This window comes from Streptomyces sp. NBC_00457 (assembly GCF_036014015.1).
Classification (GTDB): Bacteria; Actinomycetota; Actinomycetes; order Streptomycetales; family Streptomycetaceae; genus Streptomyces.
Genome location: NZ_CP107905.1, coordinates 3,026,390 through 3,052,057 on the forward strand (window position 1 = coordinate 3,026,390; position 25,668 = coordinate 3,052,057).

General features: G+C 70.1%; 27 protein-coding genes and 1 pseudogene. 11 read left to right on the plus strand and 17 right to left on the minus strand.

Annotation, left to right across the window (positions count from 1 at the left end; genetic code table 11):
- Positions 1–92 precede the first annotated feature (92 nt).
- From OG828_RS13755 to OG828_RS13770, 4 genes are all read left to right on the plus strand, one after another.
- Complete coding sequence (locus tag OG828_RS13755; protein ID WP_328501294.1) at positions 93–1,310, plus strand: DUF1611 domain-containing protein; 1,218 nt, start codon at positions 93–95, stop codon at positions 1,308–1,310.
- Positions 1,307–2,992: an ABC transporter ATP-binding protein gene (locus OG828_RS13760; RefSeq protein ID WP_328501295.1), complete on the plus strand. Its 1,686-nt coding sequence runs from the start codon at positions 1,307–1,309 to the stop codon at positions 2,990–2,992. The genes OG828_RS13755 and OG828_RS13760 overlap by 4 nt, the downstream gene beginning before the upstream one ends.
- A gap of 146 nt (positions 2,993–3,138) precedes the next feature.
- Positions 3,139–3,702 carry a cysteine hydrolase family protein gene (locus OG828_RS13765; protein WP_328438105.1) on the plus strand — a complete coding sequence of 188 codons (564 nt, stop codon included), beginning with the start codon at positions 3,139–3,141 and terminating at the stop codon, positions 3,700–3,702.
- Between the two features lie 93 nt (positions 3,703–3,795).
- On the plus strand, positions 3,796–4,629 hold the full coding sequence (locus OG828_RS13770; RefSeq protein WP_328501296.1) for a PIG-L family deacetylase: 834 nt from the start codon (positions 3,796–3,798) through the stop codon (positions 4,627–4,629).
- A 585-nt stretch (positions 4,630–5,214) separates the two neighbouring features.
- Here the strand turns inward: OG828_RS13770 and OG828_RS13775 are convergent.
- The 6 genes from OG828_RS13775 to OG828_RS13800 form a co-directional block, all read right to left on the minus strand.
- Entirely contained in the window at positions 5,215–6,420 is a 1,206-nt protein-coding gene (locus OG828_RS13775) for a tetratricopeptide repeat protein (RefSeq protein ID WP_328501297.1), read from the minus strand.
- Between the two features lie 444 nt (positions 6,421–6,864).
- The gene (locus OG828_RS13780) at positions 6,865–7,425 is read right to left on the minus strand and encodes an NADPH-dependent F420 reductase (RefSeq protein ID WP_328438108.1); all 561 of its coding nucleotides are present in this window, start codon (positions 7,423–7,425) and stop codon (positions 6,865–6,867) included.
- A gap of 11 nt (positions 7,426–7,436) precedes the next feature.
- A complete protein-coding gene (locus OG828_RS13785; protein ID WP_328438109.1) occupies positions 7,437–8,177 on the minus strand; it encodes an NADPH-dependent F420 reductase in 741 nt (246 codons plus the stop codon).
- A 107-nt stretch (positions 8,178–8,284) separates the two neighbouring features.
- Positions 8,285–8,878 carry a TetR/AcrR family transcriptional regulator gene (locus tag OG828_RS13790; RefSeq protein ID WP_328501298.1) on the minus strand — a complete coding sequence of 198 codons (594 nt, stop codon included), beginning with the start codon at positions 8,876–8,878 and terminating at the stop codon, positions 8,285–8,287.
- A gap of 253 nt (positions 8,879–9,131) precedes the next feature.
- A complete protein-coding gene (locus OG828_RS13795) occupies positions 9,132–9,968 on the minus strand; it encodes a helix-turn-helix transcriptional regulator (RefSeq protein WP_328501299.1) in 837 nt (278 codons plus the stop codon).
- Positions 9,969–10,394: 426 nt separating this feature from the next.
- Entirely contained in the window at positions 10,395–11,051 is a 657-nt protein-coding gene (locus tag OG828_RS13800; RefSeq protein WP_328501300.1) for an SDR family oxidoreductase, read from the minus strand.
- A gap of 9 nt (positions 11,052–11,060) precedes the next feature.
- Between OG828_RS13800 and OG828_RS13805 the strand changes: the two are divergent.
- Positions 11,061–11,342: pseudogene (locus OG828_RS13805) on the plus strand (hypothetical protein); the annotation flags it as partial.
- Between the two features lie 272 nt (positions 11,343–11,614).
- Positions 11,615–12,112: a MarR family winged helix-turn-helix transcriptional regulator gene (locus OG828_RS13810; protein ID WP_443060135.1), complete on the plus strand. Its 498-nt coding sequence runs from the start codon at positions 11,615–11,617 to the stop codon at positions 12,110–12,112.
- Positions 12,113–12,122: 10 nt separating this feature from the next.
- Here OG828_RS13810 and OG828_RS13815 read toward each other — a convergent pair whose 3' ends face one another.
- The 6 genes from OG828_RS13815 to OG828_RS13840 form a co-directional block, all read right to left on the minus strand.
- A complete protein-coding gene (locus OG828_RS13815; RefSeq protein WP_328355122.1) occupies positions 12,123–13,871 on the minus strand; it encodes a PP2C family protein-serine/threonine phosphatase in 1,749 nt (582 codons plus the stop codon).
- Positions 13,868–14,941, minus strand: a complete 1,074-nt coding sequence (locus OG828_RS13820) for a SpoIIE family protein phosphatase (RefSeq protein WP_328501301.1) — start codon at positions 14,939–14,941, stop codon at positions 13,868–13,870. The genes OG828_RS13815 and OG828_RS13820 overlap by 4 nt, the downstream gene beginning before the upstream one ends.
- On the minus strand, positions 14,941–15,393 hold the full coding sequence (locus tag OG828_RS13825) for an anti-sigma regulatory factor (RefSeq protein WP_328355128.1): 453 nt from the start codon (positions 15,391–15,393) through the stop codon (positions 14,941–14,943). Before OG828_RS13825 ends, OG828_RS13820 begins: the two co-directional genes overlap by 1 nt.
- The gene (locus OG828_RS13830) at positions 15,390–15,812 is read right to left on the minus strand and encodes an STAS domain-containing protein (RefSeq protein ID WP_328355131.1); all 423 of its coding nucleotides are present in this window, start codon (positions 15,810–15,812) and stop codon (positions 15,390–15,392) included. Before OG828_RS13830 ends, OG828_RS13825 begins: the two co-directional genes overlap by 4 nt.
- Positions 15,809–16,708 carry an STAS domain-containing protein gene (locus tag OG828_RS13835; protein ID WP_328355134.1) on the minus strand — a complete coding sequence of 300 codons (900 nt, stop codon included), beginning with the start codon at positions 16,706–16,708 and terminating at the stop codon, positions 15,809–15,811. The genes OG828_RS13830 and OG828_RS13835 overlap by 4 nt, the downstream gene beginning before the upstream one ends.
- Before the next feature lie 62 nt (positions 16,709–16,770).
- The gene (locus tag OG828_RS13840; RefSeq protein ID WP_328355137.1) at positions 16,771–17,943 is read right to left on the minus strand and encodes a PP2C family protein-serine/threonine phosphatase; all 1,173 of its coding nucleotides are present in this window, start codon (positions 17,941–17,943) and stop codon (positions 16,771–16,773) included.
- Positions 17,944–18,097: 154 nt separating this feature from the next.
- Here OG828_RS13840 and OG828_RS13845 point away from each other — a divergent pair, with 154 nt between their 5' ends.
- Positions 18,098–18,580, plus strand: coding sequence for a MarR family transcriptional regulator (locus OG828_RS13845; RefSeq protein WP_328438116.1), 483 nt, complete (start codon positions 18,098–18,100; stop codon positions 18,578–18,580).
- A 215-nt stretch (positions 18,581–18,795) separates the two neighbouring features.
- Here OG828_RS13845 and OG828_RS13850 read toward each other — a convergent pair whose 3' ends face one another.
- A complete protein-coding gene (locus OG828_RS13850) occupies positions 18,796–19,197 on the minus strand; it encodes an STAS domain-containing protein (RefSeq protein WP_328501302.1) in 402 nt (133 codons plus the stop codon).
- A gap of 363 nt (positions 19,198–19,560) precedes the next feature.
- Between OG828_RS13850 and OG828_RS13855 the strand changes: the two genes are divergently transcribed.
- Positions 19,561–20,037: an ATP-binding protein gene (locus OG828_RS13855; protein WP_328355146.1), complete on the plus strand. Its 477-nt coding sequence runs from the start codon at positions 19,561–19,563 to the stop codon at positions 20,035–20,037.
- Between the two features lie 77 nt (positions 20,038–20,114).
- Here the strand turns inward: OG828_RS13855 and OG828_RS13860 are convergent, their stop codons facing one another.
- Complete coding sequence (locus tag OG828_RS13860; protein ID WP_328501303.1) at positions 20,115–20,984, minus strand: RNA polymerase sigma factor SigF; 870 nt, start codon at positions 20,982–20,984, stop codon at positions 20,115–20,117.
- 358 nt (positions 20,985–21,342) lie between these two features.
- On the opposite strand from OG828_RS13860, the gene OG828_RS13865 reads away from it, so the two are divergent.
- The 3 genes from OG828_RS13865 to OG828_RS13875 all read left to right on the plus strand — a co-directional run bounded on the left by OG828_RS13865 (position 21,343) and on the right by OG828_RS13875 (position 23,316).
- Positions 21,343–22,203 carry a SigB/SigF/SigG family RNA polymerase sigma factor gene (locus OG828_RS13865; protein ID WP_328355152.1) on the plus strand — a complete coding sequence of 287 codons (861 nt, stop codon included), beginning with the start codon at positions 21,343–21,345 and terminating at the stop codon, positions 22,201–22,203.
- 98 nt (positions 22,204–22,301) lie between these two features.
- Positions 22,302–22,589, plus strand: a complete 288-nt coding sequence (locus tag OG828_RS13870; protein WP_328355155.1) for a DUF5133 domain-containing protein — start codon at positions 22,302–22,304, stop codon at positions 22,587–22,589.
- Between the two features lie 286 nt (positions 22,590–22,875).
- Positions 22,876–23,316 carry an ATP-binding protein gene (locus OG828_RS13875; protein WP_328355158.1) on the plus strand — a complete coding sequence of 147 codons (441 nt, stop codon included), beginning with the start codon at positions 22,876–22,878 and terminating at the stop codon, positions 23,314–23,316.
- A gap of 24 nt (positions 23,317–23,340) precedes the next feature.
- Here the strand turns inward: OG828_RS13875 and OG828_RS13880 are convergent, their stop codons facing one another.
- From OG828_RS13880 to OG828_RS13890, 3 genes are all read right to left on the minus strand, one after another.
- The gene (locus OG828_RS13880) at positions 23,341–23,778 is read right to left on the minus strand and encodes an ATP-binding protein (protein ID WP_328371827.1); all 438 of its coding nucleotides are present in this window, start codon (positions 23,776–23,778) and stop codon (positions 23,341–23,343) included.
- 312 nt (positions 23,779–24,090) lie between these two features.
- Complete coding sequence (locus OG828_RS13885; RefSeq protein WP_328501304.1) at positions 24,091–25,179, minus strand: tyrosine-type recombinase/integrase; 1,089 nt, start codon at positions 25,177–25,179, stop codon at positions 24,091–24,093.
- A 67-nt stretch (positions 25,180–25,246) separates the two neighbouring features.
- Positions 25,247–25,459 carry a helix-turn-helix domain-containing protein gene (locus OG828_RS13890; RefSeq protein ID WP_328371830.1) on the minus strand — a complete coding sequence of 71 codons (213 nt, stop codon included), beginning with the start codon at positions 25,457–25,459 and terminating at the stop codon, positions 25,247–25,249.
- Positions 25,460–25,668 lie beyond the last annotated feature (209 nt).

Sequence of the window (25,668 nt, forward strand, 5' to 3'; positions counted from 1 at the left end):
TTTCTCTTTTGGTCGCCGCGGATTTGAGTGATGAAGAATCCCTAAGGTGCTCCACGGGGCGATTTTCAGCTCGTGCGGATAAGGAGAAATCCATGCAGAGCGCGCGGTTCAATGCTTCCGGCAATGCGGCGGCGAAAGTTTCCTATACGGCCCGCCGCCTTGTCGAGCTGGGCCACGGAAGCACCGGCACACTGGGGTTGAGCAGGCAGGACGCCCGTCCACAGGCAGGCGACCTGGTGCTGTGCCGGGTGACCGAAATCGGCCAGCACAAATCCCTCGGGCAAGCACACGGAAAGCGTAATCGACTGTTCGTCGGCGACACGATAGTGGTCGCCTATGGCGCACGCTACGCCCCCGACCAATTCGAGGCAGAAGTGCCGGGCGACCTCGGCCCCTGTGACCTGGCCGCCGGAGGCGGCATAGCCGGGCGGGTCGTCTCCTCCCACTCCAGAATGAACCCTCCCACCCGGCTGCAGCCCCTTGGTCTGGTCACCGACGAGCACGGCGCGGTCATCAACCTCGCCCGCCTGGCCCGACCCGTCGTGCCCGCCCTCGCACCGCGCCCGCGCACCATCGCCGTACTCGGCACCTCGATGAACGCGGGCAAGACGACCGTGGCCGCCGCCCTCATACGCGGCCTCAGCCTGGCCGGCCGCCGGGTCGGCGCGGCAAAGGTGACCGGCACCGGTGCGCCCGGAGACCCGACGCTGATGGCCGACGCGGGCGCGTCCCGGGTCATCGACTTCACCGACCTGGGATTCCCCACCACCTACCAGCTGCCGATGCCGCAGGTGATCCGCATTCTGCGCAGCGCGATCACGGATCTGACGAGCCACCAGGCGGATGCCATAGTGCTGGAAGTCGCGGACGGGATCCTGCAACGGGAGACGGCGGCGCTGATGCGGACACCGGAATTCCGCGCCGACGTGGACGGCATCGTGTTCGCGGCCGGTGACTCGGTCAGCGCGGTGGCGGGGGTGCGGCTGCTGCATGAGGAGGGGCTTCCCGTCATGGCCCTGAGCGGGGTACTGACGGCCTCTCCGCTGGCCATGGCCGAAGCGGTGGCCGGCGTGGACATCCCCGTGTTCGAAGCGGCTGCCCTGTCCGACCCCTCCGTCGCCGTCCAGATCCTCGCGGGCGCCATCGCGGGCGGGAGCCCCGTCAGGGACGAGAGCGGCCAGCCGGAGGACGGCACGCGGCTGACGGACCGCACGGACTACGCGGACTACACGGACTGCACCGCACTGTCGCAGGACCACAGTCGGCTGGCGGACCGCAGCGGCCCTCTGACGGCCGAATCAGTGGCTTGACCACGGCGGGCCTGCAGCGCGCCCGGATGCCGCACACGCTCGGCGGTGTACGGCGCCGGCTGATGCTCCTCTTGGTTCTCGCGGGATTCGGGCAGGCGGTCTGCGTCGTCGCCTTTGCCCTCCTGGTGCATGGCGCGGCCTACCGCATCACGCACGGCGGGCAGATCGCGTACGGCCACGACCGCAGCGCCATCTACACCCACGTCGCCGGTTACGCGCCCGGCACACTCGCCGCCGGACTCCTCACCTCGGCCTGCGCGACCGTACTCCTCAGGGCGGCAGGCGAACCGCTCGCGGAACGGCTGGCCCAGAGCTACGTGCACAGCGTCAGAATGCGTCTCTTCGACCATGTCGCCGGAAGCGAGGCATGCGGGCCGGACCGTCGCACGGTCGGCGTCACCGTGCTCCGGTTCACCGGCGACGCGTCCGCCCTCCGGCTGTGGATCAGCAAGGGCGTGGCACCGCTGCTGGTGGACGGGGTGTTCCTGGCGTGCGCGCTCGTCGCCCTGGCCGTCATCGCGCCGAGGATCGGCGCGCTCTCGGCGGCGGTGATCCTCCTCGCCGGGGCCACGGTCGCGCTGTTCGGGCGGCGGCTCAGCGAACGCGTACGCGAGACCAGACGGCACAACGGCCGGCTCGCCGCCTTCGTCAACGAACGGGTCACGCACACGGCCGTCATACAGTCCCTCGGACGGATCGAGCAGGAGCGCCGGGTGATGCGGCGGCGCAGCCGTGAGTACGGTCGCGCCATGGTGCGCCAGGCCCGGCTCACCGGAGTGATGTCGGCGACGGCCGAGGCGTGCGGCATCGGCATCCTGCTGATCGTGGTCACCGCGGGTCTGGTCACGGGCACCAGCTGGGAAGTTCTCGCTTCGCTGCTGACGGTGGCGAACTTCCTCGGCGGACCCCTGGCCTCCCTGGTCCGTGTGCAGGAGCACTGGCAGCAGTCGCGCGTCGCACGCCGTCGCATAGCCGAGGTCCTAGCGGCACCGGCGCCACTGCGCAGACCCCGCCGCGCCGAGCCGCTCGCGGACGGGCCCGGGCGCCTCGAACTCGCGGGACTGCGCGTGTACGGCGTCCTGGACGCGTCGGCCGTCGCGACGCCGGGGCAGCGGATCGTACTGCAGGGCCCTCCGGGCGCGGGAAAGTCGCTGCTGCTTCGCCTCATCGCGCGACTGCAGGAGCCGGACGCCGGCACCGTACTCCTCGACGGCCAGGACCTCGCCCGGCACGACCCCGAATCCGTACGGCGGATGATCAGGCTGACCAGCCCCGAACTCCCGTTGCTCCGCGGCAGCGTGGGCAAGAACCTGCGGCACGGCGAACCACCCGACGCGGCCACGGAGCCGGACGAGGACCACATCGAGGCCCTCGCCGAGCTGCTCCCCGACGGCCTGCGCACCCGCGTGGGTGAAGGCGGACACGGCCTCTCCACGACCGCGCGCTACCAGGTGGCGATGGTACGGGCCCTGCGCAGCGGCCCCCGCATCCTGCTGCTGGACGAGGCCAGGCCGCACAAGCCGCTCGGTTGCGACCTGCTGGAACGCCTGCTCGACCGCTACCCGGGCACCGTCATCTACGTCACCGACGAACCCCAACTCGCCGCCCGCGCGGACGCCCTCTGGCGAATCGACGACGGCAGACTCACGGTCCATGAGCCGCCCGTGTGGCTCCACCGATGACTTCTTGTGAGCTGCGGAGTCAGTAGTGCCATGACCGAGGACTCCCCGCCCGCCAACTCATTCCCGACTGCCCACGCGGCGGGGCGACTTGATACCAGACTTGCACTTGTTTCCCAACGTTTCCCAACGGAGAAGGGACGGCAAGCATGGCGAACAGCGCGCTGCTGGTGATGGACGTCCAACGGGACGTCGTGGCCATCGCCGACGACGGTTCCGGATATCCGCGGCGCTTGCGCAGGGCGATCGACGGTGCCCGGGCTGCAGGCATCCCCGTGATCTACGTCGTGATCGGATTACGGCCGGGCGATCCGGAAGTCAGCCCTCGCAACAGGGTGATGACCAACGCCGTGCGGGCCGGCCTGTTCACCGAGGGCGCCCCTGGTACCGAGATCCATCCCGACGTCGCGCCCCAGCAGGGCGACGTCGTGGTGACCAAGAGACGAGGGAGCGCGTTCTCGGGCAGCGACCTCGACCTGGTACTCAGGGCTCGCGACATCGACAGCCTTGTTCTCACCGGCATCGCCACCAGCGCCGTAGTGCTGTCCACCCTGTGGCACGCCATCGACCTGGACTTCGGCCTCACCGTCCTGGCGGATGCCTGCCTCGACACCGACCCCGAGGTGCACACGATGCTCACCGAAAAGCTGTTCCCGCAGTGGGCAGATGTCCTCACCGTCGAGGACTGGCTCAAAGCCATCGCACCGCAGTAGCGAGAGGCCGCAACGGGCGGTATCGCCGGGAACAGCCGGGCGGGCCCGCAGGTTGCCTCGACCAAGACATATTTCTGCAGGAGGACTGTTTTCATGACTGACCGGCCCTTGACGCTCATGGCAGTACACGCCCACCCCGACGACGAGGCCACCGGAACCGGAGGGGTCCTCGCAAGGTACGCGGCGGAAGGCATACGTACGGTACTCGTGACCTGTACCGACGGCGGTTGCGGTGACGGACCGGGGGGTGTCAAGCCGGGCGATCCCGGGCATGATCCGGCGTCCGTCGTCTTGATGCGCCGTCAGGAACTCCAGGCGAGCTGTGACGTCCTGAAGGTCAGCGATCTGGAGATGCTGGACTATGCCGACTCCGGAATGATGGGCTGGCCGACCAACGACGCCCCCGGATCCTTCTGGCAGACCCCCGTGGAGGAAGGTGCCGCCCGACTCGCGGAACTCATGCGGCACTACCGACCCGATGTGGTCGTCACCTACGACGAGAACGGCTTCTACGGCCACCCCGACCACATCCAGGCCCACCGCATCACGATGGCGGCGCTGGAGATGACGGCGCTGACTCCGAAGGTGTACTGGACCACGATGCCCCGCTCCGGGATGCAGCGGTTCGGGGAGATCATGCGCGAGTTTCATCCGGACATGCCGGAGCCGGATCCTGCCGAGGCCGCCGCGATGGCCGAGATCGGCCTCCCCGACGATGAGATCACCACGTGGGTGGACACCACCGGATTCAGCGATCAGAAGTTCGATGCGCTGGCCGCGCACGCCAGTCAGGGCGAGAACATCTTCTTCCTCAAGATGGGCAAGGAGAGGTTCGGCGAGTTGATGGGCATGGAGACCTTCCTACGCGTCAAGGACTCCACCGGCGCGGCCACCCCCGAGAACGATCTCTTCGCCGGCCTGCGCTGATGGTCACAACCCCGGCGGTCTGCTCCGATCAGGACAGGCCGCCGGGGAACGACTCGAAGGCTGAGTGAGGAGGCCCGGGCTGACTGCACCCTGCAGGCCCGATCAGCTGTCGTGATGCCCGTTTTCGTGCTGCCCGTTCTCGTGGTGGCCGCTGTCGTGGTAGCCGCTGTCATGGAAGCCATCCTGGCCACCACCGTCAGCCACACCCCCATGTGAAACCGGGTTCCTGTGCGAGTCCCACGGCATGGGAGCGGCCAAGGCACCCGGACCGAGGACGCTGCACGCCGCTGTGACCAGGAATACGGTGACGACTGAACGCTTACGCAAACGCATCTGCACTCCTTCATGGACCGACAGGATCGAGAAGGCCGGTGCTCCCTCGATGTCACGGGCCCCTTGTCCCTACGGTGTGGCGCGCACGTGGGCAGTAACCTTGCGTAAACCTTGCTTCACTGGTCAGCGGGCTCAAGAAGCTCACCCGGGGATCCGCGTGACGGACATGCCGGAGCTGCACACACGGCTCGTGGCGGATGTGACCGCGCCAATTCACTGCCAGACTTGGACAGGCGGGGAGAGCATGCCGGGTCAGCTCAGCTCCTCCAGCTGCCGCCGTACGTCGGCCGTCAGCGGGCCGTCCGGGCCCAGCGTCCGCTCGCACCGTTCCAGCGTGTCCCGCAGCAGCTCCACCGCCTCACCCCTGCGCCTGCGGGACGACGCGAGAAGCTGGGCCAGACCGCGCATGGCCTCCAGCGTTTCCGGGGCGTCGGGACCGTGTACGCGTTCCCGGGCCCGCGCCGCTGCCCGAACCTCGTCAGGCTTGCCGCGGTATTCCGCGTACTCCCAGGTCCTGATGAGTTCCTCCCGTACAAGGCCGGTGTCCGGGTGCTCGGCGCCGAGCACCCGCTCGGACCGGTCCAACGTCTCTTGCAGCACCTCAAGTGCCTCTGTCACGGAGTTGAGCCCCAGCGCCGAGCCCAGGGCACACGCCGTGCGCAGGGCCTTCGGGTGGTCCGGCCCCAGCGTGCGTACCAGTTCGTCCAGCTCCCACCTCAGCGCCTTGGCTTGATCACGGGACACCAGGCCCAGCTGTCTGCGCGCGTTGGTCATGTCGTCGCCCGCGCGGCGGGTGTCCGGGTGGGTGGGGCCCAGCACCCGGACGAGATGGGCATGAGTCTGCGTGAGCAGCGCCAGCGCCTCCACCGGCCGTCCGACCGCCAGATACGCCTCCGCCACGCGCTGGCGCAACTGGAGCGTCGTGGTGTCGTCGGCGGGCAGCACCGCCTCGTGCGCGGCGAGTACCTCCTCGTACACCGGCAGAGCACGGTCGGGGAAGTCGAACTCCCAGTAGTCCTCGGCCTCCTGGTAGCGCTCGCCGCGCAGTTCGGGATGATCGGCCAACTGAGACGGTGGCGGTTCGGGCCAGGACTTCGCAGCCTCCTCCTGTCCGGCCTCCACCTGCGCTATGAGCGCTGCGGTCTTCTTGTCCATCCCGTACGGGTTGTCGGCGCTCTTGGGGAACCGCCGGCCGACGTAGCGTGAGCCGGTCAGTGAGCGGCTGAGGGTGATGACGCGGTAACGGCCCATCGGCCAGAGGGGGATCCACAGGACGCAGAAGTACTCCCGCTTGACGACGGAGCCGCACCGCGGACAGGGGTCCGCCCAGCCGTAGAGCACGGTGCCGATCCCGTTGACGGTCTCCGTGTCCGGGGCATGCCACGCGATGGTCTCGTCCGTACACGGCCCGCAGAACGGATAAACACCCTGCCGGGCGCCCTGGCCGGCCGACTCCATCTCACACCTCCGTCGCTTGCCGCTCGGCTGAACTGGCGCGGATCAAACGCCGCGAAAGGAGCCGCCACGTCGGACGGCCCGCAACGGGGCTTCGAGCGGCGCCACCACGCCATGCCCCAACGTATCCACCCCGCCGGGGACCGGTCCCGACGTCCGCAAACCGCTGCTCACCGCCGCGAGTACCGCGCTCCTGCTGTGCGTTGCGCCTGGGCCCGGCTGCCCCGCTGGGCGACGGTGGGTGAGCCCGCCGTACACGACGGGCAACATTCCCGGGGACGATCCCTCTGCCTCGTGCAGGTGTCGGGCTCAGCCGCAGCAGTCGCAGCCGGGGCGGCGGCCGCAGGCGTCTGTCTCCCCGCTGGCGGCCGGAACCACCGCGGTGGGTCGGTGTCCGGACCCGGTCAGGCGTTCCGGTTCCGCCTCTTCTTCCGCGATCCTCTCCACTCAGGTCCAGGCGTCGACCGAGAAGCTGCCGCCCGCGGGGCCCCGGACAACCGTGGCGGTCAGTTCCGTCACGCGGTCGGCAGGCATCGGAACGCCCGGGGCCTGGAAGATCCATTCCATCGTCTTGTCCAAGCTCACGTCCTTGGGCACTTCCCCGTAGTACGCCTTGCCGTAGACGGGCGTGCCTGGTTCGCTGCGCCAGCTGTCGGCGAGCGTGCCGATGTCCACCGCGTCGTAGCCGAGGATGTCGAGCAACTCCACGACCTCCGCCTTGGCGGCGGCATCGTCGCCGGCCATCGGCATGGCACTGCGGTCCGGCGCACCCGAGGGGCGGGCAAGGCTGGACAGCTGGCTGGAGACGATGTTGCTGGCCGCCTTGACCACACGGGAGTCGGCCAGGTGGCGCTGCACCAGCTCGCTGGTCGTCGGCTCGTTCGCGTCCAGCTCGGCGATGCGGCCGTCGCGCTCCGGGTAATAGTTCAGCGTGTCGATCACGATCTTGCCCGCCAGCGGCTGTGCCGGGATCTTCTCGTAGGCGCCCAGCGGGATGGACACCACCACCGTCGGGTGACTCAGCGGTGGGCGGCGCGGTTCATCTCGACGACGTCGTCGACGGTGGGGTTGGCACCGAGGGCGGCGAAGCGTTCCGGCAGGCTGTCGCGGATGGCCGCGTCCTTGGCACGGTCGGCCGCGGCCAGGGCCGCCGGCAGCTGATCAAGGGTCAGTTCGGTGCAGTAGGCGGGGCTGTTCGGCTGCTGGCGCCAGGAGTCGGCCAGGGTGCCGGCGTCGTAGGGGTCGAAGCCGGTGTCGTCCACGAGCTGCATGGCCACGCGCCGCGCCTCCTCGGAGTCGCCGGCGACGGGGATGGCAAGGCGGCCGGGTGTTCCGGCCGGGACGCCCTTGGTCCGCTGGGTTTCGGCCAGCGCGGCGTTCCACGCCTTGACCACGGGGCGGCCGAGTAGCTCGGCCGTGTACACACTCTCCACCTGGCCGTTGTCCACCGCCTCGATCGGCTCGCTGAGCATGCCCGGGTAGTAGTTCGAGGTGTCGATGACCACCGTCTCGTCCGGCACCGACGCGAACAGGTCCGCCAGCTGGCCCGCCACCCCGAACGGGATCGACAGGATGATGACGTCCCGGCCCTGGACGGCGGCGTCGGAGAGGTCCGTCGCGCGGGCCCCGGACTCCAGCACCTCGGCCCGGACGGCCTCGGGGCCGCGGGCGTCGGCCACCTGGACGTCGTGACCGGCCGTGCTGAGCTTGGCGGCGAGGTTCCCGCCGATGGCACCGGCGCCTATGACAGTAATTTTCATGAATTGTCCCTAGAGAGGTTGTGCCGCACTTGAGGGCAGCGCGATGTAATGGCCGGGTGGTGATGCCACCCGGCGTTGCGAGCGTCGGGGCGGGGGTGCCTGGCGGTTTACGCCTGGGTGTCCTGCTGGCGGTAGCCGCTCGCGATGAGCATGCGGAGCCGGTCGAGCGACTCCTCCTCGATGCCGGCGCCCTTGATCCAGGCAACCGAGCAGGCCGCGAGGAACAGGTCGTTCCCCCGCACCGACGCGCGCACGTGGCCCGCGAGCTGCGCGGCTCGCACGTACTGGTCGGTGGCGGAGATGAGGATGCCGCAGGGGATGGTGAGCGGGTTGTCCGGCTCCTGCGCCCGGGCCGCGGCCATGAGCGGGTCCGGCAGCCCGCTGAAGGCGCTGAAGTACTCCTCCATCGCGCGCAGCCACTGCTCCAGCGCCTCGGCGGGGTCGCCGAGCTGCTCGATGTCCGCCTGGCGGGCCACCAGTTCCTCGGAGCGCGTCTGCAGCACGGCCGCCAGCAGTGCCTCCCGGGTGGGGAAGTGCCGGTACAGGGTGCCGGGCCCGACGCCCGCCTCCTTGGCCACCGCCTCCAGCGAGGTGCCGACCCCGTGCTGCAGGAAGTGACGCTGCGCGGTCTCCAGGAGCGCGGCGCGGTTGCGCTGGACGTCCGCGCGCGGCTTGCGTCCCCGCTGTTCGACGGCGCTCATGCGCCCTCCTGCCTGCCGTAATCCTGCGACCACATCAAAACGGATGCTGCCTCCGTACGTATGCGAGCGTAAAGCGGAGGCAGCGTCCGGTCAAATGGGCGGCCTGAGCGCGGAGCCCGGATCTCGCAGGAGGCCGTCATGTCTGGCCGTAGAGCGCAGGGCAAGCGCCGTGCGGGCTGCACCATTCCAGGGTGCCCTTGTCCGGCCCTCCCGCGCCGAGCCCGGCCCGGTCCCCGGTCTCCCGTCCAGGACGTCAGGGGGTGAGCTGCTGGTGTCCGATGACGGAGAGCAGTTCGAGCTTGCTGTGGCTCTCGGTGCCGGGCCGGGTGGTCAGCACCACCAGAGTCTGGGCGCGGTTCTCGGTGTACAGGAGCTGGGCGTCGACGTCGATGCGGCCGAGTTCGGGATGGAGGAGGGTCTTGCAGTCGCCGTAGCGGGCGACCTCCTGAAGTTCCCACATGCGGACGAACTCGGGGCTGTGCTCCTGGAGTTCGGCGAGGATCAGGGCGGCTCGGGGGGTGTCACTGCCGGCGGTGAGCGCGGCCCGCAGGCGTGCCGCCTGGGCACGGCCGTGGCTTTCGTGGGTCTCCTCGGGGTACACCAGACGTTCGGCCGGGTCCATGAACCAGCGGTAGTAGCCGCTGCTGGCCAGACCGGTGTGGCGCATCTGGTCGCCGAGCAGTGCGACGGCCAAGGGGTTCATCGCGAGGGTGTCGACCAGGTCGGTCGTTACCAGGGCCGGGGAGTCGTCCAGGCGGTCCAGCACTCGCATCAGCGTCGGGCTGACGTGCTCGGAACGGTGGAAGCGGGCCGGGGCGTTGTGGCCGATGAGGACGAAGAGATGGTCGCGTTCGTCCAGGGTCAGCCGCAGTGCCCGGGCGAGAGCTTCGGTGATCTGCACGGAGGGCTGCGGAGCACGCTGCTGTTCCAGCCGTGCGTAGTAGTCGGTGGACATACCGGCGAGCTGCGCAACCTCCTCGCGGCGCAGCCCCTGCGTACGCCTGCGCGCCCCCTCGACCAGCCCGACATCGCGGGGCCGCAACACCTCACGCCGACGGCGCAGGAATTCCGCCAGTGCCTTCTTGTCCATGCCCCCATCCTCACCGCATCCCGCCCGGCTATCCAGAGACCACCGATCCATGGCTGAGCAGCCCTCTCCCGCTCGCGCGAAGCCGCTCGTACGGCCGACGCCGAGGGCCCGCGCAGCCAGAAGACCCGATGGTCACCGGACCTGCATGACCCGCTGGGACATGCGCCGACTGTCCGCGGTGCGCAGGCCGCCGGTCTGGAAGACGGCCCGCCGCGACGGTCCCCCCGTCGAGGGCACCCAACGCTTTGACCGGCCCCGGGCCTCGTCGCCCGGCCCGTATGACACGACGATGTTCGCCGTGTCAGACGGCCGGCACTCAGGAAAGAGCCGGTCGCCTCCAGCGCGACGACCGGGGCGCAGCCGAAGGCGCTTCCTGACCGTTCCGCTCCCGCGTGCTGTTGTTCCGCGTCGGGCATGACGGGTCGGTCAGCTGCCGCTGATCATGGCGAGGACCTCGTCGTAGGAGCCGTTGGCCACCGCGTCGCGGATGAACCTTGCGCGCTCGACGACCAACTCCTTCGCGTCGGGCTTCTCACGCAGCAGATCGAGGACCTCGGTGAGGAAATCGTCCAACGGCATGGCCTGCTCGCTGTCCTGCTGGCCCATCAGGGTCGTGCGCACGCCCGCCGGGACCACCTCGATCACCTGGACACCGGCGTCGGCACCGGCGAGCTGGATGCGCAGGCTTTCGGAGAAGGAGTGCAGCGCGGCCTTGGTCGCGCTGTAGGTCGGGGTGACCGGGTACGGGACGAACGCCAGCGCGGAGGTGACATTCATGACGACCGCGTCGTCCTTGCCCACCAGCAGCGGCAGGAAGGCATACGTCATCCGGATCGTGCCCAGCAGATTGGTCGCGACGTGATCCTCGGCGACCTGCAGTCCGGCCGGGTCAAGGACGCTCTCCAGCCGCTGAATACCGGCGTTGTAGACCAGGACGTTCAGCCCCGGGTGGCTCGCCGCCACGGTCACCCGGGCCCGGGCGATCGAGTCGGGGTCCGCGACATCGAGGACGAGCACGTCGATGCCCGGGTGCTCGGCCGTGATCTCGTCGAGGAGTTCCTTGCGCCGTCCGGCGACGATCACCTTGTTGCCTGGACCCCGCCCGACCCGGCCGCCTCGGCATACCCGGTACCGCTGCCGTTCGGCGTGTGGCTGTGGCTGGCCTCGCCCGAACCGCACCTGCCCATCCCCGCGTCGGGCGGCATGCCCGACGGCGTCCTCCGCGACGACCCGCCCGCACCGCGCCCCCCTCACCTGTTCCGGGCCGACCAGGGTGCGTTCCAGCACACCCTGGTCCGGTTGCCGGCCGACCGCAGCCCGTGGCTGCGCGAGATCCTCGAGAACCTCACGCCGCACATGCGCGCCCGCCTCTTCCGGTCAACTGGGGGAAGGCATCGACGCCCGATCTCCGACCCTTCCGGTGACCGTGCTGCCGCGGTCGAGGCGGGTGCACCCGCCGTCTCTGATCGGCGGGGGCGGGGAGATCTCGAGGACGTCGCCGACGCGGCTGTGTAGTCTCCATCGCTTCGGGTAGGCCCATGCACTGATGAACCCAGGCCGGAGTCGACCGAGAGAGAAGTACTCGTGGGTATCGCTGCGAGGGTGTCCGGTCGCTCCGGTCGGCAGTGCACCGCGGCCTTCGAAGGATGACGGACGTGCGCCGTGAACCAGATCCCGAGATCCCCTCCGATGCCGTCGACCGGCAGATCGTCGAAGCCGTGGAGAACCTGGTGGCGCTCTGGTTCTCGGCGGTCGAGGATGTCCGTCCGCGGCTGCCTCCGCGGCAGATACGTGCCCTGCGGGCCGTGCGTCGTCGGCCCGCGCTCAACGTCACCGCCCTGGCCGAGCATCTGCGCATCGGGCTCCCCGCCGCCAGCCGGCTCTGCGACCGGCTCGAAGCCGCGGGACTGCTCCGGCGGTGCGTGCAGCCCGACAACCGGCGTGAGGTGCTTCTGGAGGTCACCGCCCAGGGGCGGAGGTTCCTGGCCGACGTCACCGAGCGGGTGTCCCTGCGTCTGGCCACCGCCTTCGACGGTGTACCTGCCGCGCAGCGGGTGCGGCTCGAGCAGGTGCTGCGCGCCTTTCAGGAGGGCGGGCTCCCCGCCTGTCCGGAGCCCGGTGGGGACTCCGGGGCCGAACACTGAGAGCGCCTGCTCAGGGCTCCGGCGTCCGTTGCTCGCGCGCGTCGTCGTGTACGTGGCACAGCAACAGGCATACGTCGTCGTCGTGTTCGGAGTCGTCCAGCAGCGGCTGCAGGAGCCGGTCGGCCGACGCTTCCAGGTTCTCGTCGAGTTCGGTCGGGCGGAAGCCGCCCAGCGCCTCGGCGAGGCGGTGGATGCCGGGGTCGATCCCCTGGGAGCGGCGCTCCACCAGCCCGTCGGTGTACAGCGCCAGCGTCGACCCGGGTGGGAGCGGCACCGTGTGGTCGGCGATCTGTTGTTTCAGCGGGATGCCCAGCATGGCGCCGGGCTTGGCGTCGAGGGTGCGCACCTGACCGTCGGGGGCGCGCAGCACGGGCGGCGGATGGCCGGCGGCGGCCCAGGTGAGCGTGGCGTCCTGCGGGTGGAAGCGTGCGATGACGGCGGTGGCGTAGAGGTCGAGGTGCAGGTGGTGCAGGAACTGGTGCAGTCGGGTCAGGAGCCGGCCGGGGCTGCTGCCGTCGACGGCGTAGGCGCGCAGGGCGGTGCGCAGCTGGCTCATCATCACCGCGGCGTGCAGTCCGTGTCCGGTGACGTCTCCGACGACGGTGATCAGGCTGCCGTCGGGCCGGCGGAAGGCGTCGTACCAGTCGCCGCCGATGTTCAGGCCCCGGGTGGCCGGAAGGTAGCGTGCGGCCAGGCTCAGACCGGGTGTGGTGGGCAGTTCGGTGAGCAGGGCGCGTTGCAGGGTCTCGGCGATGTCTCGGTTGTGCTCGAAGCGCCTGGCGTTCTCCAGGGCGATGCTGGCCCGTCGGGTCAGCTCGATCAGCATGACGGCGTCGTCGGGGTCCCAGCGGTCGTCGGGCGGCGAGAGAGTGAGGACGCCCTGTGATGCTCGGCGGGTGAGCAGGGGGATGCACAGCAGGGGCCTGCCGGGGTCGAGGGCCGAGGGTGGCTGATCGTCGACGCCGGGCAGATTGCCGGGGTGGTCGGCGGCGTATTGCGGGCGGCCGCGGCGGGCCGCGAGGACGGCGGCGGCGGGATGCGGGCCGCCGCTTCGCGCGTCGTCCACTCCGTCGAACAGCCAGACGTCGACGGTGCGGGCGTAGCGCGGCACCAGCAGTGCGGGCAGCAGCCGGACGATGGCCTCGTGGTTCAGGGAGGCCGTCAGGGCGGCGCTGGCGTCGGCCAGGAAGGTCAGCCGGCCGCGGGCGTTCTCCGCCTCCTTGCGGGCCTTCTGCTCGGCGGCGAAGAGTTCGCGCTGGGCCCGGCCGGCGGCGTCCAGTTCGGCGTGGAGGGCCAGTACTCCCTGGTTGGTCTGGTGGAGTTCCTCGCGGTGGAACGCGACCAGTGCCTCCTGTTCGTCCAGTCGCTCCAGCAGCAGGGCCGCGTCCTCGTCGGCGCCGAACAGGGCCTCGGCCAGGGCCGCCGGGTCGTCGCCGGTGGCCGCATCCTGGGCACCGGAGACGTCCGCGTCCTCGGCGCAGGGGACCGACGCGCGCCAGGAGGGCTGCCGGTCGTCCGGGCGGCGCGTGGCCGGCCCGACCTCGACGCGGAAGTCTCCCCCACCGGCGGACAGGTTCGTTTCCACGCCGACCCGCCAGTCACCGCCCTTGGTGAGGCACTGCCGTAGCTGTGCGGTGAGCGCGGCCACCAGGCGTGTGCGCTCCACGGTGGTCACTCCGCACGCGGCGGCCAGCCGCGCGGTTGAGATGCGGGCCTGCGCGGCGTCGGTGATGGTACGGACGTACAAGGTGCGGATCATGAGGAGCGGTCCGTGGGGAAGGGGCTCAGCACGACGACGGCGGTGTCGTCGCGTACCGGCCGGGCGGGGCTGCTGGCGTCCCGCACGATCGAGGCGGCGATCACGGCGGGGTCGAGGGACGAGGGCGCGTCGTCGGCCGGGCCGGGGCTCCAGCGACTCGGCAGGCCGTCACTGTGCAGGACCAGGAGGCAGTCATCCGCCCAGGTCTGCTGTTGCTCGGGCAGGTGCACGGGGAGGTGGGCGCCGATGATGCCGGGCCGCGAGACAAGCCCCTGCCAGCTGCCGCCGCGGCGCAGCCGGGCCCCCGCGTTGCCCACGCCGACGAAGTAGAGCCGTCCGGCGGCGACGTCGAGCTGTGCCACGGCCACGGCCGCGCCCCTGGTGTCGCGCAGGGCGCGGTGCAGCCGTCGCAGCAGGTCGGCCGGTGGCAGGTGGGGTGAGCCTCGCAGTGCTTCCACCGCGGCGGAGGAGGCGCGGGCCGCCTGGGGGCCGTGGCCGAGCCCGTCGGCCAGCATCAGTGTCACGCGGTCGGCCGTACGGACGCAGGCCCAGGCATCGCCGGAGAACTCCGCGCCCGCGAAGGGGATGTTGACTCCGCCGGCCCGCGCCGGGAGCGGAGCGCGGTGCGGGCCGGTCGTGCCGGGGTTCGGGCGGGGGGCGATCCGGGCCATGGCGATGGTTCCCCGGCCGGGTGTGCTGTGCAGGCCGAAGTCGTCGGCCGTGCGCAGGCAGGTGCCGAGGCCGGCGCCGAGGGATGCCATGGTCGAGTAGCCGTCGCGCAGCGCCGTCGCGGTGTCGGGGATGCCCGGCCCGTGGTCGACGGACATGATCTGCACCATGGAGACCCTCTCGTCGCCGTAGGCCGGAACGGTCGGCCCCACGAGATCGAGGAGTATCCATCCGCCCTCGGCGTGCTTGAGCAGATTGGTGGCGAGTTCGGTGGCCACGAGTTCGGCGGCGGCAACCCTGTCCTCGGCGAGGTCGGCATGGCGGGCCGCGGCCGCGGCCGCGACGCGGACGTCGCGTACCCGGGTCGAGTCGTGCACCGGCACCTCCCAGACGCGCGGCATCAGGGCGCCTCCCGCGGGCGGGGCGGACGGGGCTGAGGAGAGGTCCAGGACGTCACCGTGACGGTGGTGCCGATGCCGCGGCGGCTGTCGATGGAGAACTCGTGGACCAGGCGCCGGGCGCCGCCCAGCCCCATCCCCAGCCCCTCACCGGAGGTGTAGCCGTCGGACAGTGCCTGGTCCAGGTCGGCGATACCGGGGCCCTGGTCGCTGAACACGAGACGCAGTCCCTGTGCCCCGCCGCTGGTCACCGGGGTGCACTCCATCTGACCCCCGCCTCCGTGGACGAGGGCGTTGCGCGCCAGTTCACTGGCGGCGGTGACGAGTTTGGTCTGCTCCACCAGACCGAACCCGAGTTGGGCGGTCATCTGCCGCACATGCTGCCGCACTCGCACCAGATCGAGGTCCGAGTGGATCGGCAGGCAGGCGGAGACACTGCCGGTGCTGTGGGTCACGGGCTCTCCCGGCGTGCACGCCCGTCGCGGGGCAGGGCCGACACCTCGGCCCCGAGCAGGCGCAGGGCCTCCTCGGTGTTCAGCGCGGTGCGCAGTCCCGGCAGGGTCAGGCCGAGTTCCACCAGGGTGATGGCCACCGCCGGGCGCATCCCTGCCACCACGGTCTGCGCGGCCAGCAGCCGGGTCATGGCCGCGATGTCACTGAGCACGCGGCCCATGAAGGAGTCGACGATCTCGACGCCGGAGAGATCGATGACCACACCGGTGACCGCGCTGTCGGAGACAGTCTCGCCGATGTCCTGCCGGAGCTGTTCCGCCGTGCTGTCGTACAGGTCGCCTTGAAGGGTGACCAGGAGGACCCCGCCGAGCCTCAGTACGGGTACGTGTCCTCCGTACGGGGACGTGGCGGCGCCGGTCACCGGGGCTCCACGGCCGGGTCGGGGTTCGGCACGATGTGAGCGCCCTGCTGCTGGAGGGCGTAGGCCAGGGCGTCCGCGAGACTGGCGCGGGTGAGCACCGAGCTCAGGTCGATGCCGAGGTGGACGATGGTCTGCGCGATGGCCGGCCGGATACCGGAGACTATGCACTCCGCTCCCATCAGCCGCGCCGCCGCCACCGTCTTCATCAGATGCTGCGCCACGAGGGAGTCCACGGTCGGCACTCCGGTGATGTCCAGGATCGCGAAGCGGGCGTGCTGCTCGACGACCGCGTCCAGGAGTGTCTCCATCACCACCTGGCTGCGGGCGCTGTCGAGCGTGCCGATCAGCGGTACGGCGACGATGCCCTCCCACAGCTTGATCACGGGTGTGGCGATCTCGAGCAGTTCGAGCCGCTGGCGGTTGATGAGTTCCTGCCCGGCGCTCATCGCCGCTTCCATCATGACCAGGCGCAGGGTGCCCATCAGCACGGTCAGCGCGGTCGTGCACTCCCGCAGGTGCTCGGCGGGCGCTTCGGAGAGCTCGTCGAGCAGGAGGTCGTTGACGGGCGGTCGCAGCGCGTCCATCTCGGCCGAGATCTGCGCGAGGGTGGCGCCGGCGCGCGCCCGGGAATGCGCCGTACGCGCCAGCTGTTCGCGAACGACCGCGAACCCGTCCGCCTCCGCGTCCTCCAGGCGCCCCGCGGCGGCCACCGCGGCCAACGCCTCCACGACGGCCCGGCCGGCTTCCACCGCCTCGTCCCGGGAGACGGTGAACACGGTGCGGAACAGAGTCGCGTCGGCCCAGCGTTGGGCGATCTGCTCCCGCCGCCGCCGTAGGAAGTCGCCGATCTCCTCGGCCGGGTCCGTCTGATGTGCTGCCGCTTGCTGCTCCGGCACGTACTTCCCTCCTCATACGGTGCGCGCCGCCCCGACCATACGGGGAGCGCCGGACGGCATGGTCAAGGCGCCTTGCGCGGCCCGAACCAGTCGAGGCAGACCACGAGCGCGTCGTCGTCGGCCACGCGGGTGCCGCGGTGGCCGGACAGTTGTCTCAGGACCGCACCGGGGACCTCGGCCGCGGGCAAGAGGCTGGTGGCCACGAGGGCGCGGGCCAGCGCGCGCTCCCCGTAGCGTTCACCGCCGGGCGCGGCGACGGCGTACACCCCGTCGCTGGCGAAGACGAGCCGGTCGCCGGGTTCGATGGCGAGTTCCTGGGCGACGTAGTCCGTTTCCTCGAACATGCCCAGCGGGAGCTGCGCCTCCAGGTCGACAGCGGTGACGGTACGGCCGCGCAGCCGCAACATCTGCGGGGAGCCGGCGTCGACGACCTGCAGCCGTCCGGTGCGCAGGTCGAGGTCGAGCAGGAGCACGGAGAGATGGGCGTCTCCGCGATACTGCGCGTGGACGGCCTGGTCGGCGAGTGCCGCCTGGTCCGCGATGGACAGGCCCGCACGCCGTGCGTTGCGCAGCGCGTTGATGCCCAGGTTGGTCAGGAGGGCGGCCTCGATGCCCTCGCCCATGCCGTTGGTGACGTAGAGCTGCAGGCGGGCGGCGCTCGCGGACCAGTCGAAGTTGTCGCCGAAGATGGCGTAGGCGGGCTCCAGTTGGGCGCCGAGCGCGTATTCGGGGCGTGTGCAGGAGCGGCCCGGCAGGAGTTGCCACTGCATCTCCGCCGCCAGGGTGAGCCGCTCGGTGCGGCGTGCCCGGAGGTACAGGTCGGTGTCGCGGTCAGCGACGATCACCTCGTGTCCCAGCACCTGCGCCACCTCGGCCAGTTCGTCCAGGCACTCCTCGGCCCGGTCGGCGGAGGGCAGGGTGACGGTCAGGACGCCGAGCCGGTCGCCGCGCACGGTCACCGGCAGGTGCAGGCGCACCTGGTCGTCCGTCAGTTTCTCGACGTACGGTTCCTGGGACCCGAAGGCCCGTCCGGCAGGGGTGCCGTGCGCCGGCAGGGACTCGGGCGGACTCGGAGCCGTGTGGACGGACTGGAGCGTGGCAAGGCCGTAGTCGGCCAGGAAGAGCTGAACGGTCTTCGCCCCGTAGACGTTGCACAGTACGTCGCGGACAGCGTCCACGAGTTGGTGCGGGGCCGCGCAGCGAAGGGCCCGCTCGGCTGCCACGAATCTGTTCACGGTGTTGGATACGCCATTCTCGTCACGGTGACGGCGCCCGACCCGCTCTGCTGCGGACGCCGTCCGTCGGTCCTTCTTGCCCGTATCCAGCGCTCTGTGCGTATTGCCGAACCGCTGGGCTGACAGTGTTCGTGAAGCCTGGAAGAGTGGGGGCGTGACTTCCTCCTCCTCGCATCCGCGGCCGGACGAGGTGGCGCGTGTGACCTCCGAGGCCGCCGAGTTGCTGGAGGTCTTGTGGGGCAGGGCCTCGACGGCGCCGGTGTCCGCCTCCCAGATCCGGGTGCTGTTCATCCTGGAGCACAGTGACGGCATCAACCTGCGCATGCTCGCCGAGGCCCTCGGCTCCACTCCGCCGTCGACCAGCCGGCTGTGCGACCGCCTCCAGGCGGTGGGCTTCGTCGAACGCAAGCCCAGCGTCTCCAGCCGCCGTGAACTGCGGCTTCAGTTGAGCCGTCGCGGACGGTCCTTTCTGGCGGAACTCCGCGCACGACGCGAAGCCGCTCTGCAGTCCGTGCTCGAGCAGATGCCCGTCAGGAATCGGACCGCGCTGCTGGAGGGCCTGGAGGCGTTCTGTGCCGCGGCGTCCGCCGAGATCCACGAGGGTGACGAGTCCTCCTCCGATGTCAGGAGTGCCTGAATCCCGCCCCCGCCCCGGTTCGGCGCCAGGGAGGGGCGGCGTGTGCGCCGCCGCGCGGCGACGCGGGCTGTCGTCGTTGCTGAACGGCACGTTCCACACCCTCCCGCGCTTGACTCGCCCACTCTGTTGCCTCACGGCTATAGTTGTCAAACGGCAACTGTTGGCGCTGCGGATGCGGCCCGCGACCGGTCAACTGCCTCCCCGGGAAGCGGTCCTCACTCGTCCGTCGGGGCCGGCGGCAGAGGATCGGCCCGCCGGGAGTCGGCGGTGGCCAGCGCCTCCTCGACACTGCCCACGATCGGGACGGTGATGCTGACACCGGTGAGATCCATGATCCGCCGGACGGCGGGGGTCGGGGAGATGACGTACACGCCGCCATGGATCTCCCGTACCTCCTGATACGCCCGCAGGACGATGTTCATGCCGGACGAATCCATGAAGGGGACTCCGGAGATGTCGAGCAGGAAGTGCCGTCGGCCGTGATGGAGCTGATTGGCGAGGTGGTGCTGCAACTCGGTGGCTGTATCCATGTCCAGGTCGCCCTCCACCGTGAGCAGCACGGCGTCCTCGCGGGGCACTTCCACCGTGATCGACAAGGGATTGTGGGCAACGGACACAAGTGCCTCCTACAGGCGTTGGCGATCGGGCCGAGTGCCCCGAGAAACGGATTCCATGCATCGTGACGCGAAGAAACCCCGCGACCGGCCCCTTGGCGGCCGGTCGTTGACGGTTTCGGGCATGACGCTCCTGTCCCGCGCGCGCTGTTGACCATGCCGTCGATGCGTCCGCCCGCCTACCCCCGAATCTCCCCGGCACACAGGTTTCGTGCGAGGGCGCGGTACGCCGGCCTGCTTTGGCTGCTTTTGCACGCATGGGCCGAAGGAGCGGTTTGGCGGCTCGCCGACTGGTCAGGCAGGTACACAGGAGGCAACACGCCAGGGGAAGAGGGAGACCTCCTCGTCTGTGTCAGGGGCGAAAGGATGAGTGAGAACCATCGCACCGGCGCCACCAGGAACCCGGCGGGAGCGGGCCATGTGCGCTGCGGGCCGCGGAGCCCGGCCGAGGCACGGGGTGCCGTGCGCCGGGTCCTGACCGAACAGTCGCGCGCGCGGGGCACCGCATGCGCGCCGGACACGCTCTCGGACGCGTTGCTGGTGGCGTCGGAACTGACGACCAACGCGATGCTGCACGGCGGCGGTGTGACCGACTTCGACGTCGAGGTCGTCGGCCAGAACCTGTACCTGTCCGTCAGCGACCGGGAGCGGCGCCCGCCCATCACAGTCGACCCGGTCGACCGTCAGGGACGACGCCGCTGCTCAGGGCGCGGCTGGCCGATCGTCTGCAGGCTGTCGCGCACCGTGCTGGTGTCGGATCTGCCGGCCGGCGGCAAGCGCGTCACCGCGGTGATTCCCCTGTCGGCGTCGGCGGAGTGCCGGCGCCCGGTCGGCAGAACCTGACCCGGGCAGACCGGGGGGCGACGGCCACACGGCCGCGGCCCCCTCGTCGGACACCGCTCAGGCTCGTCGGATACCGCTCAGGCGACCCCGGGCTCCAACAGCCCGGTGCGCAGCTGCTTGATGATGCGGCTGATGAGCCGCGAGACGTGCATCTGGGAGACCCCGATCCGGTCGGCGATCTGCGCCTGGGTGAGCTCGTCGACGAACCGCAGATGGATGATCCGCCGCTCACGCTCGTCCAGCCTGGCGATCAGCGGTGCCAACGAGTGGAAGTCCTCGACGAGTTCCAGCGACGGATCCTCCTCACCGAGGAGGTCGGCCAGGACGGACTCGCCGTTGTCCGTGTCGGACGTGACGGCCGCGTCGAGGGAGGTGGACTGATAGCAGTTGGCGGCCTTGCGGGCCTCTATCACCTCTTCCTCCGACAGGGACATCAGCTGCGACAGCTCGCGGGTGGTCGGCGTACGGCCCAGACGGGAGCGGAGTTCCTCCGTCGCCTTGGCCAGCTCCACGCGCGCCTCCTGCAGCCGGCGCGGCACATGGACCGCCCAGCTCATGTCGCGGAAGAAGCGCTTGATCTCGCCGACGATGTACGGGACGGCGAACGTCGTGAACTCGACCTCTCGGGACACCTCGAAGCGGTCGATGGCCTTGATCAGCCCGATCGTCCCGACCTGGACGATGTCCTCCAGCGAATCCCCACGCGCGCGGAAGCGCGACGCCGCGTACCGCACGAGCGACAGGTTCATCTCGATCAGCGTGTTGCGCACGTACTGGTACTCGTGCGTGCCCTCCTCCAGCATGGCCAGTCGGTCGAAGAACTGACGCGACAACTCCCGTGCGTCCTGGGGCCTCACGCTCGTCGGATCCTCGATCAGCGGCAGCGCCGCCCCCTCCGTCGTGACCGTCTCCGGTGCCGTTGCCTGCGCCACCGTCACGGCTGCCATGCCGCCCTCCCGATCGCCGGAACCCGCTGTCATACCCCCGCGTGCCCCGGCTCTCGCGGATCACTCCGCCTCCCCCACCGCGAACGCGCCATCGAGGTGAGTATTGGCGTGAAGTCGGCGCTCGGCGTGGCCGATCCGGGCATATCGGCCGCGGAAGTCCCCCGACCGGCGCCGGTCTCTCTGCCAACCGCTTTCGTCCCCGGGTTGTTTGCGTGGGGAGACGCGGGGCAAGCGGAATTCCGTGCTTCGGACCAGAGGCGCACCGGTGCGACAGATGTGACCGCTCCGGGGTCTTCGTGCCCCGTGCACCGTTTCCCACGAAAACTCGCCGAGAACGCCGTTCAGGAGCTGTTCCCGCATGCTGGTCGAAACGTCCGCACATGGTTCCGACTTCACTGCCCGCCCCCGCGTGTCCGGCGGACACGCCCACGACGACGCCCCCGACACCGCGTCCGACTTCGCCCGCCTGGCCGCCCTGCCCGAGGGTCCCGAGCGAGACGCGGTACGCGACGAACTCACCGAGGTTTGGCTGCCCATGGCCCACCGCATCGCGGGGAAGTTCCGCAACCGCGGTGAGTCGCTGGAGGATCTGCGCCAGGTCGCGGCCCTGGGCCTGATCAAGGCCATCGACCGGTACGAGCCCGGACGGGGCGCCTTCGAAAGCTATGCCGTGCCCACCATCACGGGGGAGATCAAGCGGCACTTCCGCGACCGGATGTGGGCCCTCAGGGTTCCCCGTCGCGTCCAGGACCTGCGCAACAAGGTACGGATCGCGCGCCGCGACCTCAGCGATTCGGCGAGCGGCTCCACACCCTCGGTCGCCGAGATCGCCGCCCACACGGGGCTCACCGAGGACGAGGTCAACACGGGGCTGGAGGCCCTGGAGAGCTACAGCACCCTGTCCCTCGACGCCGAAATGTCCTCGAGCGACGACGGCTTCAGCCTCGCCGACACGATCGGCGCCTGCGACGAGGCCTACGACGTGGTCATCGACCGAGAGGCGGCGAAGGAGGGGCTGCGGCGCCTGCCCGAGCGCGAGCGCACCATCCTGTACCTGCGCTTCTTCGAGGACATGACGCAGAGCCGCATCGCCGATCACCTGGGCATCTCCCAGATGCACGTCTCCCGCCTCATCAGCCGGTGCTGCGCGCGGGTACGGGACGAAGCGCTCGCCCAGGGAACACGGCCGGAGCCCTCCGACAACGGCTGGCCCACGTGACGCAGGAGTGGCCCGATTCCCGGCATGTTCCCCCCCAGGCCCGACCGCCTCGCCCGTCGGGCAGGAGCGACGATCACATCTTCCAGGAGCGGATACCCATGCTGATGCCCCATCCGGCGATACTGCGCAGGCTCGTCGAGGAGTACGAGACAGTCATGGCCCACGACGGCGACGGGGAGCCCGACACGGGCCGGAGGGACCTGCGCGCACGGGACCTGGCCTACACATTGTGCGTGTCCACCGGAACGCGCGAGGTGGAACAGGCCCTCGAAACGGCCCGCCGCCTGCTCGCCGCCGCGCACGACCCCGTCGCACCGGTGCAGCGACGTGCGGTCACCACGGGCCTGGGCAAGCCTCCGGCGGAGGAGTCGGCGATCGCCGGCTGAGCTGTGCGAGCAGGGAAGTACCCTTCGGGTCGACGGACCGCGAGCCCCTCGATCCCGAGTAACCGTCCGCCGCCCGCTGCTCACCGCACCACTCGGCCCCATGGTTCGGGCGCGAGCGGGTAGCGGAGTCCCATGAGCACGGATGGACGTGAGCACGGATGGACGACGAGGAGCGGGGACGACAGCGTGCGGGGAATGGTGAAGTGACAGTAGCCGCAGCCCTCTTGGTGCGCGCCCGCGATGCTCAGGCAGTGAGGAGCATCTCGCGGGCGGCGCACGAGCAATCGTGAAGCCGGCGGAGCATCGTACGGCCGGGGACAGCGGGACGGCGCCCACCCGGCCGGTCCCGATCACCAGCGCGGCGACGGCACGGAGTTATGTGCGGTCGGTCGTAGAAGAGCACTGGCGCGCCGCGTCCGGGCCGGCGAGCGAGAGAGCCGTCATGGACCTCCTGCTGGTCGTGTCGGAGCTCGTCACCAACGCCATCCGGCACGGCGGCGGCCTCGCGGGGTTCGAGGTGGCCCTGCTTCCTGAGGGGGTGCGACTGAGCGTGCACGACTACAGCAACGCCGTTCCCTCCGCCGCCTACGGGCCCGGCACACTCCCCCAGGCGCACGAGGGCAGCGGCTACGGGTGGCCGCTGATCATCCGCCTGTCCCGCGACATCCACATCGAGCGCCGCCGAGAGGGCGGCAAGACAGTCAGCGTGCTGGTGCCGCTGACGTGAGTGCCGGCTCGTCGGGCGGGCGGCTCACCAGGGCAGGAACGCGTGCACGTCCTTGCCGTCGGCCCGCACCACCACACTGACCTGGTCGCACAGCGTGTGGATCAGGTACCAACCGATCCCGCCACCACTGCCCTTGCCGGGGTGGAAGGGGCGCGGCGCCGGTGGGGTGGTGCTCGTGTCGCTGAGCGTCACGTGCACACCGTCGAACGACCTGCGCATCGTCAGCCCGAAGGGTCCTGGAGCGTACTGTATGGCGTTGGCGGCAAGCTCGCTGACAACCAGTAGGACGTCATCCCGGTACTCGGGCGTCGCCGGCGGTGAGGACCGCGCGAGCATGGTCAGAAACTCCTCCGCGCCGAGGCGGGCTCTCGTCACATCACCAAATCCCCCGTCAAACCTGGCCTCCCAGTCCTGTATCTCTTCAGAAGACGGCTTGCCGCCCCCATGTGATTCGGTCGCCATCACACCTTCTCCGGCCCCTGCCGTGGGCCGCGGTGACTTGTCCTTCCACTTCCACCGCCGCTGCTTCCCAGCCAGAGCGCGGTTACGCGTCCGGAATCGCAGGAGCCGGTGGGGCGTCAGGGAAGACAGAAGCCGCGCTTGGTACAGCGGGGTCGAGCTCGGCTGCTGACGGCGGATCAGCGGGACGCGGAACAGGCGTGGTCGCCGGAGGACATCGCGTCCCGGTGCTGCCGCCGCGAGATCACGAAACCACGGCGCGCCGCCCGGACATATCGGATCTTCGCCCTGTCCGGGAAGGACAGGGCGAAGGGTTTATGCGGCGATGGTGAGCGGAGTTTCCATACGCTCCCAGGCTCCGAGGACGGCCTTGTGGGCGTCGGGTTGCAGGTGTGCGTAGCGCTGGGTGGTCTGGAAGCTCTCGTGACCGAGGAGGTGCTGGACCTCGTAGAGCGAGACTCCCTTCTGGACCAGCCAAGAGGCGCAGGTGTGGCGCATGGAGTGCGGTGGGTAGTGCGGGACGAGCTGCAGCTCGCAGTCGTCGCCGAAGTGGTAGGCGGCCTCGACGGCGGGCCACCAGGTCTGCCGTCGCCAGTTGCTGTCGGCGAGGAGGCGCCCGGAGCGGCCCTTGGTGATGGTGGTGAACACCACCGCGTCGCGGTCGAGTCGGTGGATGTGGCGTTCGAGGGCCTCCAGGACGTGAGGCGGGAGCGGGACTTCCCGGCGGCTCTTGGAGCTCTTGGGATACTCCTTGATGCCGCTCTTGGCGTTGACCTCCACCACGAACAGGCGCGAGCGCCGTGTGTCTATGCGGTGCCGGTGCAGGCCAGAGAGCTCGCCCCAGCGCAGCCCGGTGTAGAAGCCGAGCGGGCACATCGTCCGCCAGGCGGGGGCGAGTCCGTCGAGGATGCTCTGTGCCTGATCGGTCGTGAACCACTGCGGCGGTTTGACCGCGATGGCCGGCAGGTCGATGCTGCGGCAGGGACTCACCACGATCACATCGTCGTCGACCGCCGCACGCATGATGGACGACGTCAGGTTGTAGGCCCGCTTGATCGCGGAGGCTCCCGCCCCCTTCTCGACAAGAGAGCGGATCCAGCTCTGGACATCCATGCGAGTGATCGCCCGCATCTCCCAGTCCGCCCAGTAGGGCATGACGTGGTTCTTGATGCTGGACGCGTCGCCCCGCAGGGTATGGGGCTCGACGATACGGGCCTTCCACCATCGGTCATGCCACTCACGGAATGCGATCTCGCCGGCCCGCGGGTCGCGCATGCCTCCACGGGCGAACTGCGTCTCCAACTCGATGCCCCAAGCCCGCGCCTGGGCCTTGAGGGGGAAGGACCCACTGAACCGGTCTCCTGCCCGGTTGCGGACGGTCGCCTGCCACTTGCCGGACTTCAATTTGCGGAGGTACGCGGTACTACTCCTTCGTTCGGGAACGGTGAGGGCCGGGTTGACGGCAGCGAGATCACCGACGGGTACGCGGGGAAGCAACCAATCTGCTGGCGATGAACTCCTCCAGCCCGGCAGCGGGGAAACGGACGCGGGAGCGTTCCGTCCCGGTGCGCAGATCGACGACGGGGAGGTCTCCGGCGGTGATGAAGCGGTAGACGGTGCGGCGGTCGACGTCCAGGGCGGCGGCGACAGCGGGTAGCCAGCGATCGGGCCCGCCGTCTACCAGGCGGAGGGCCCTGCCGCTGTCACGTGTCCGCTTCTACGCGCTCGGGCGGAGGGTTTGCGCAGATCGCCGGGCGACTCCGGCCAGGCACGGGTCGATCGTGCCGCCGCGCGGTGATGGACGATGGCGGCGTGCTGCGCCCGCCCCCCTCGCTCTGCATAGAGCTGCAAGAGTGGCGATCACAGGTGGGAGTCCTCTGGGACTTCCGGCCG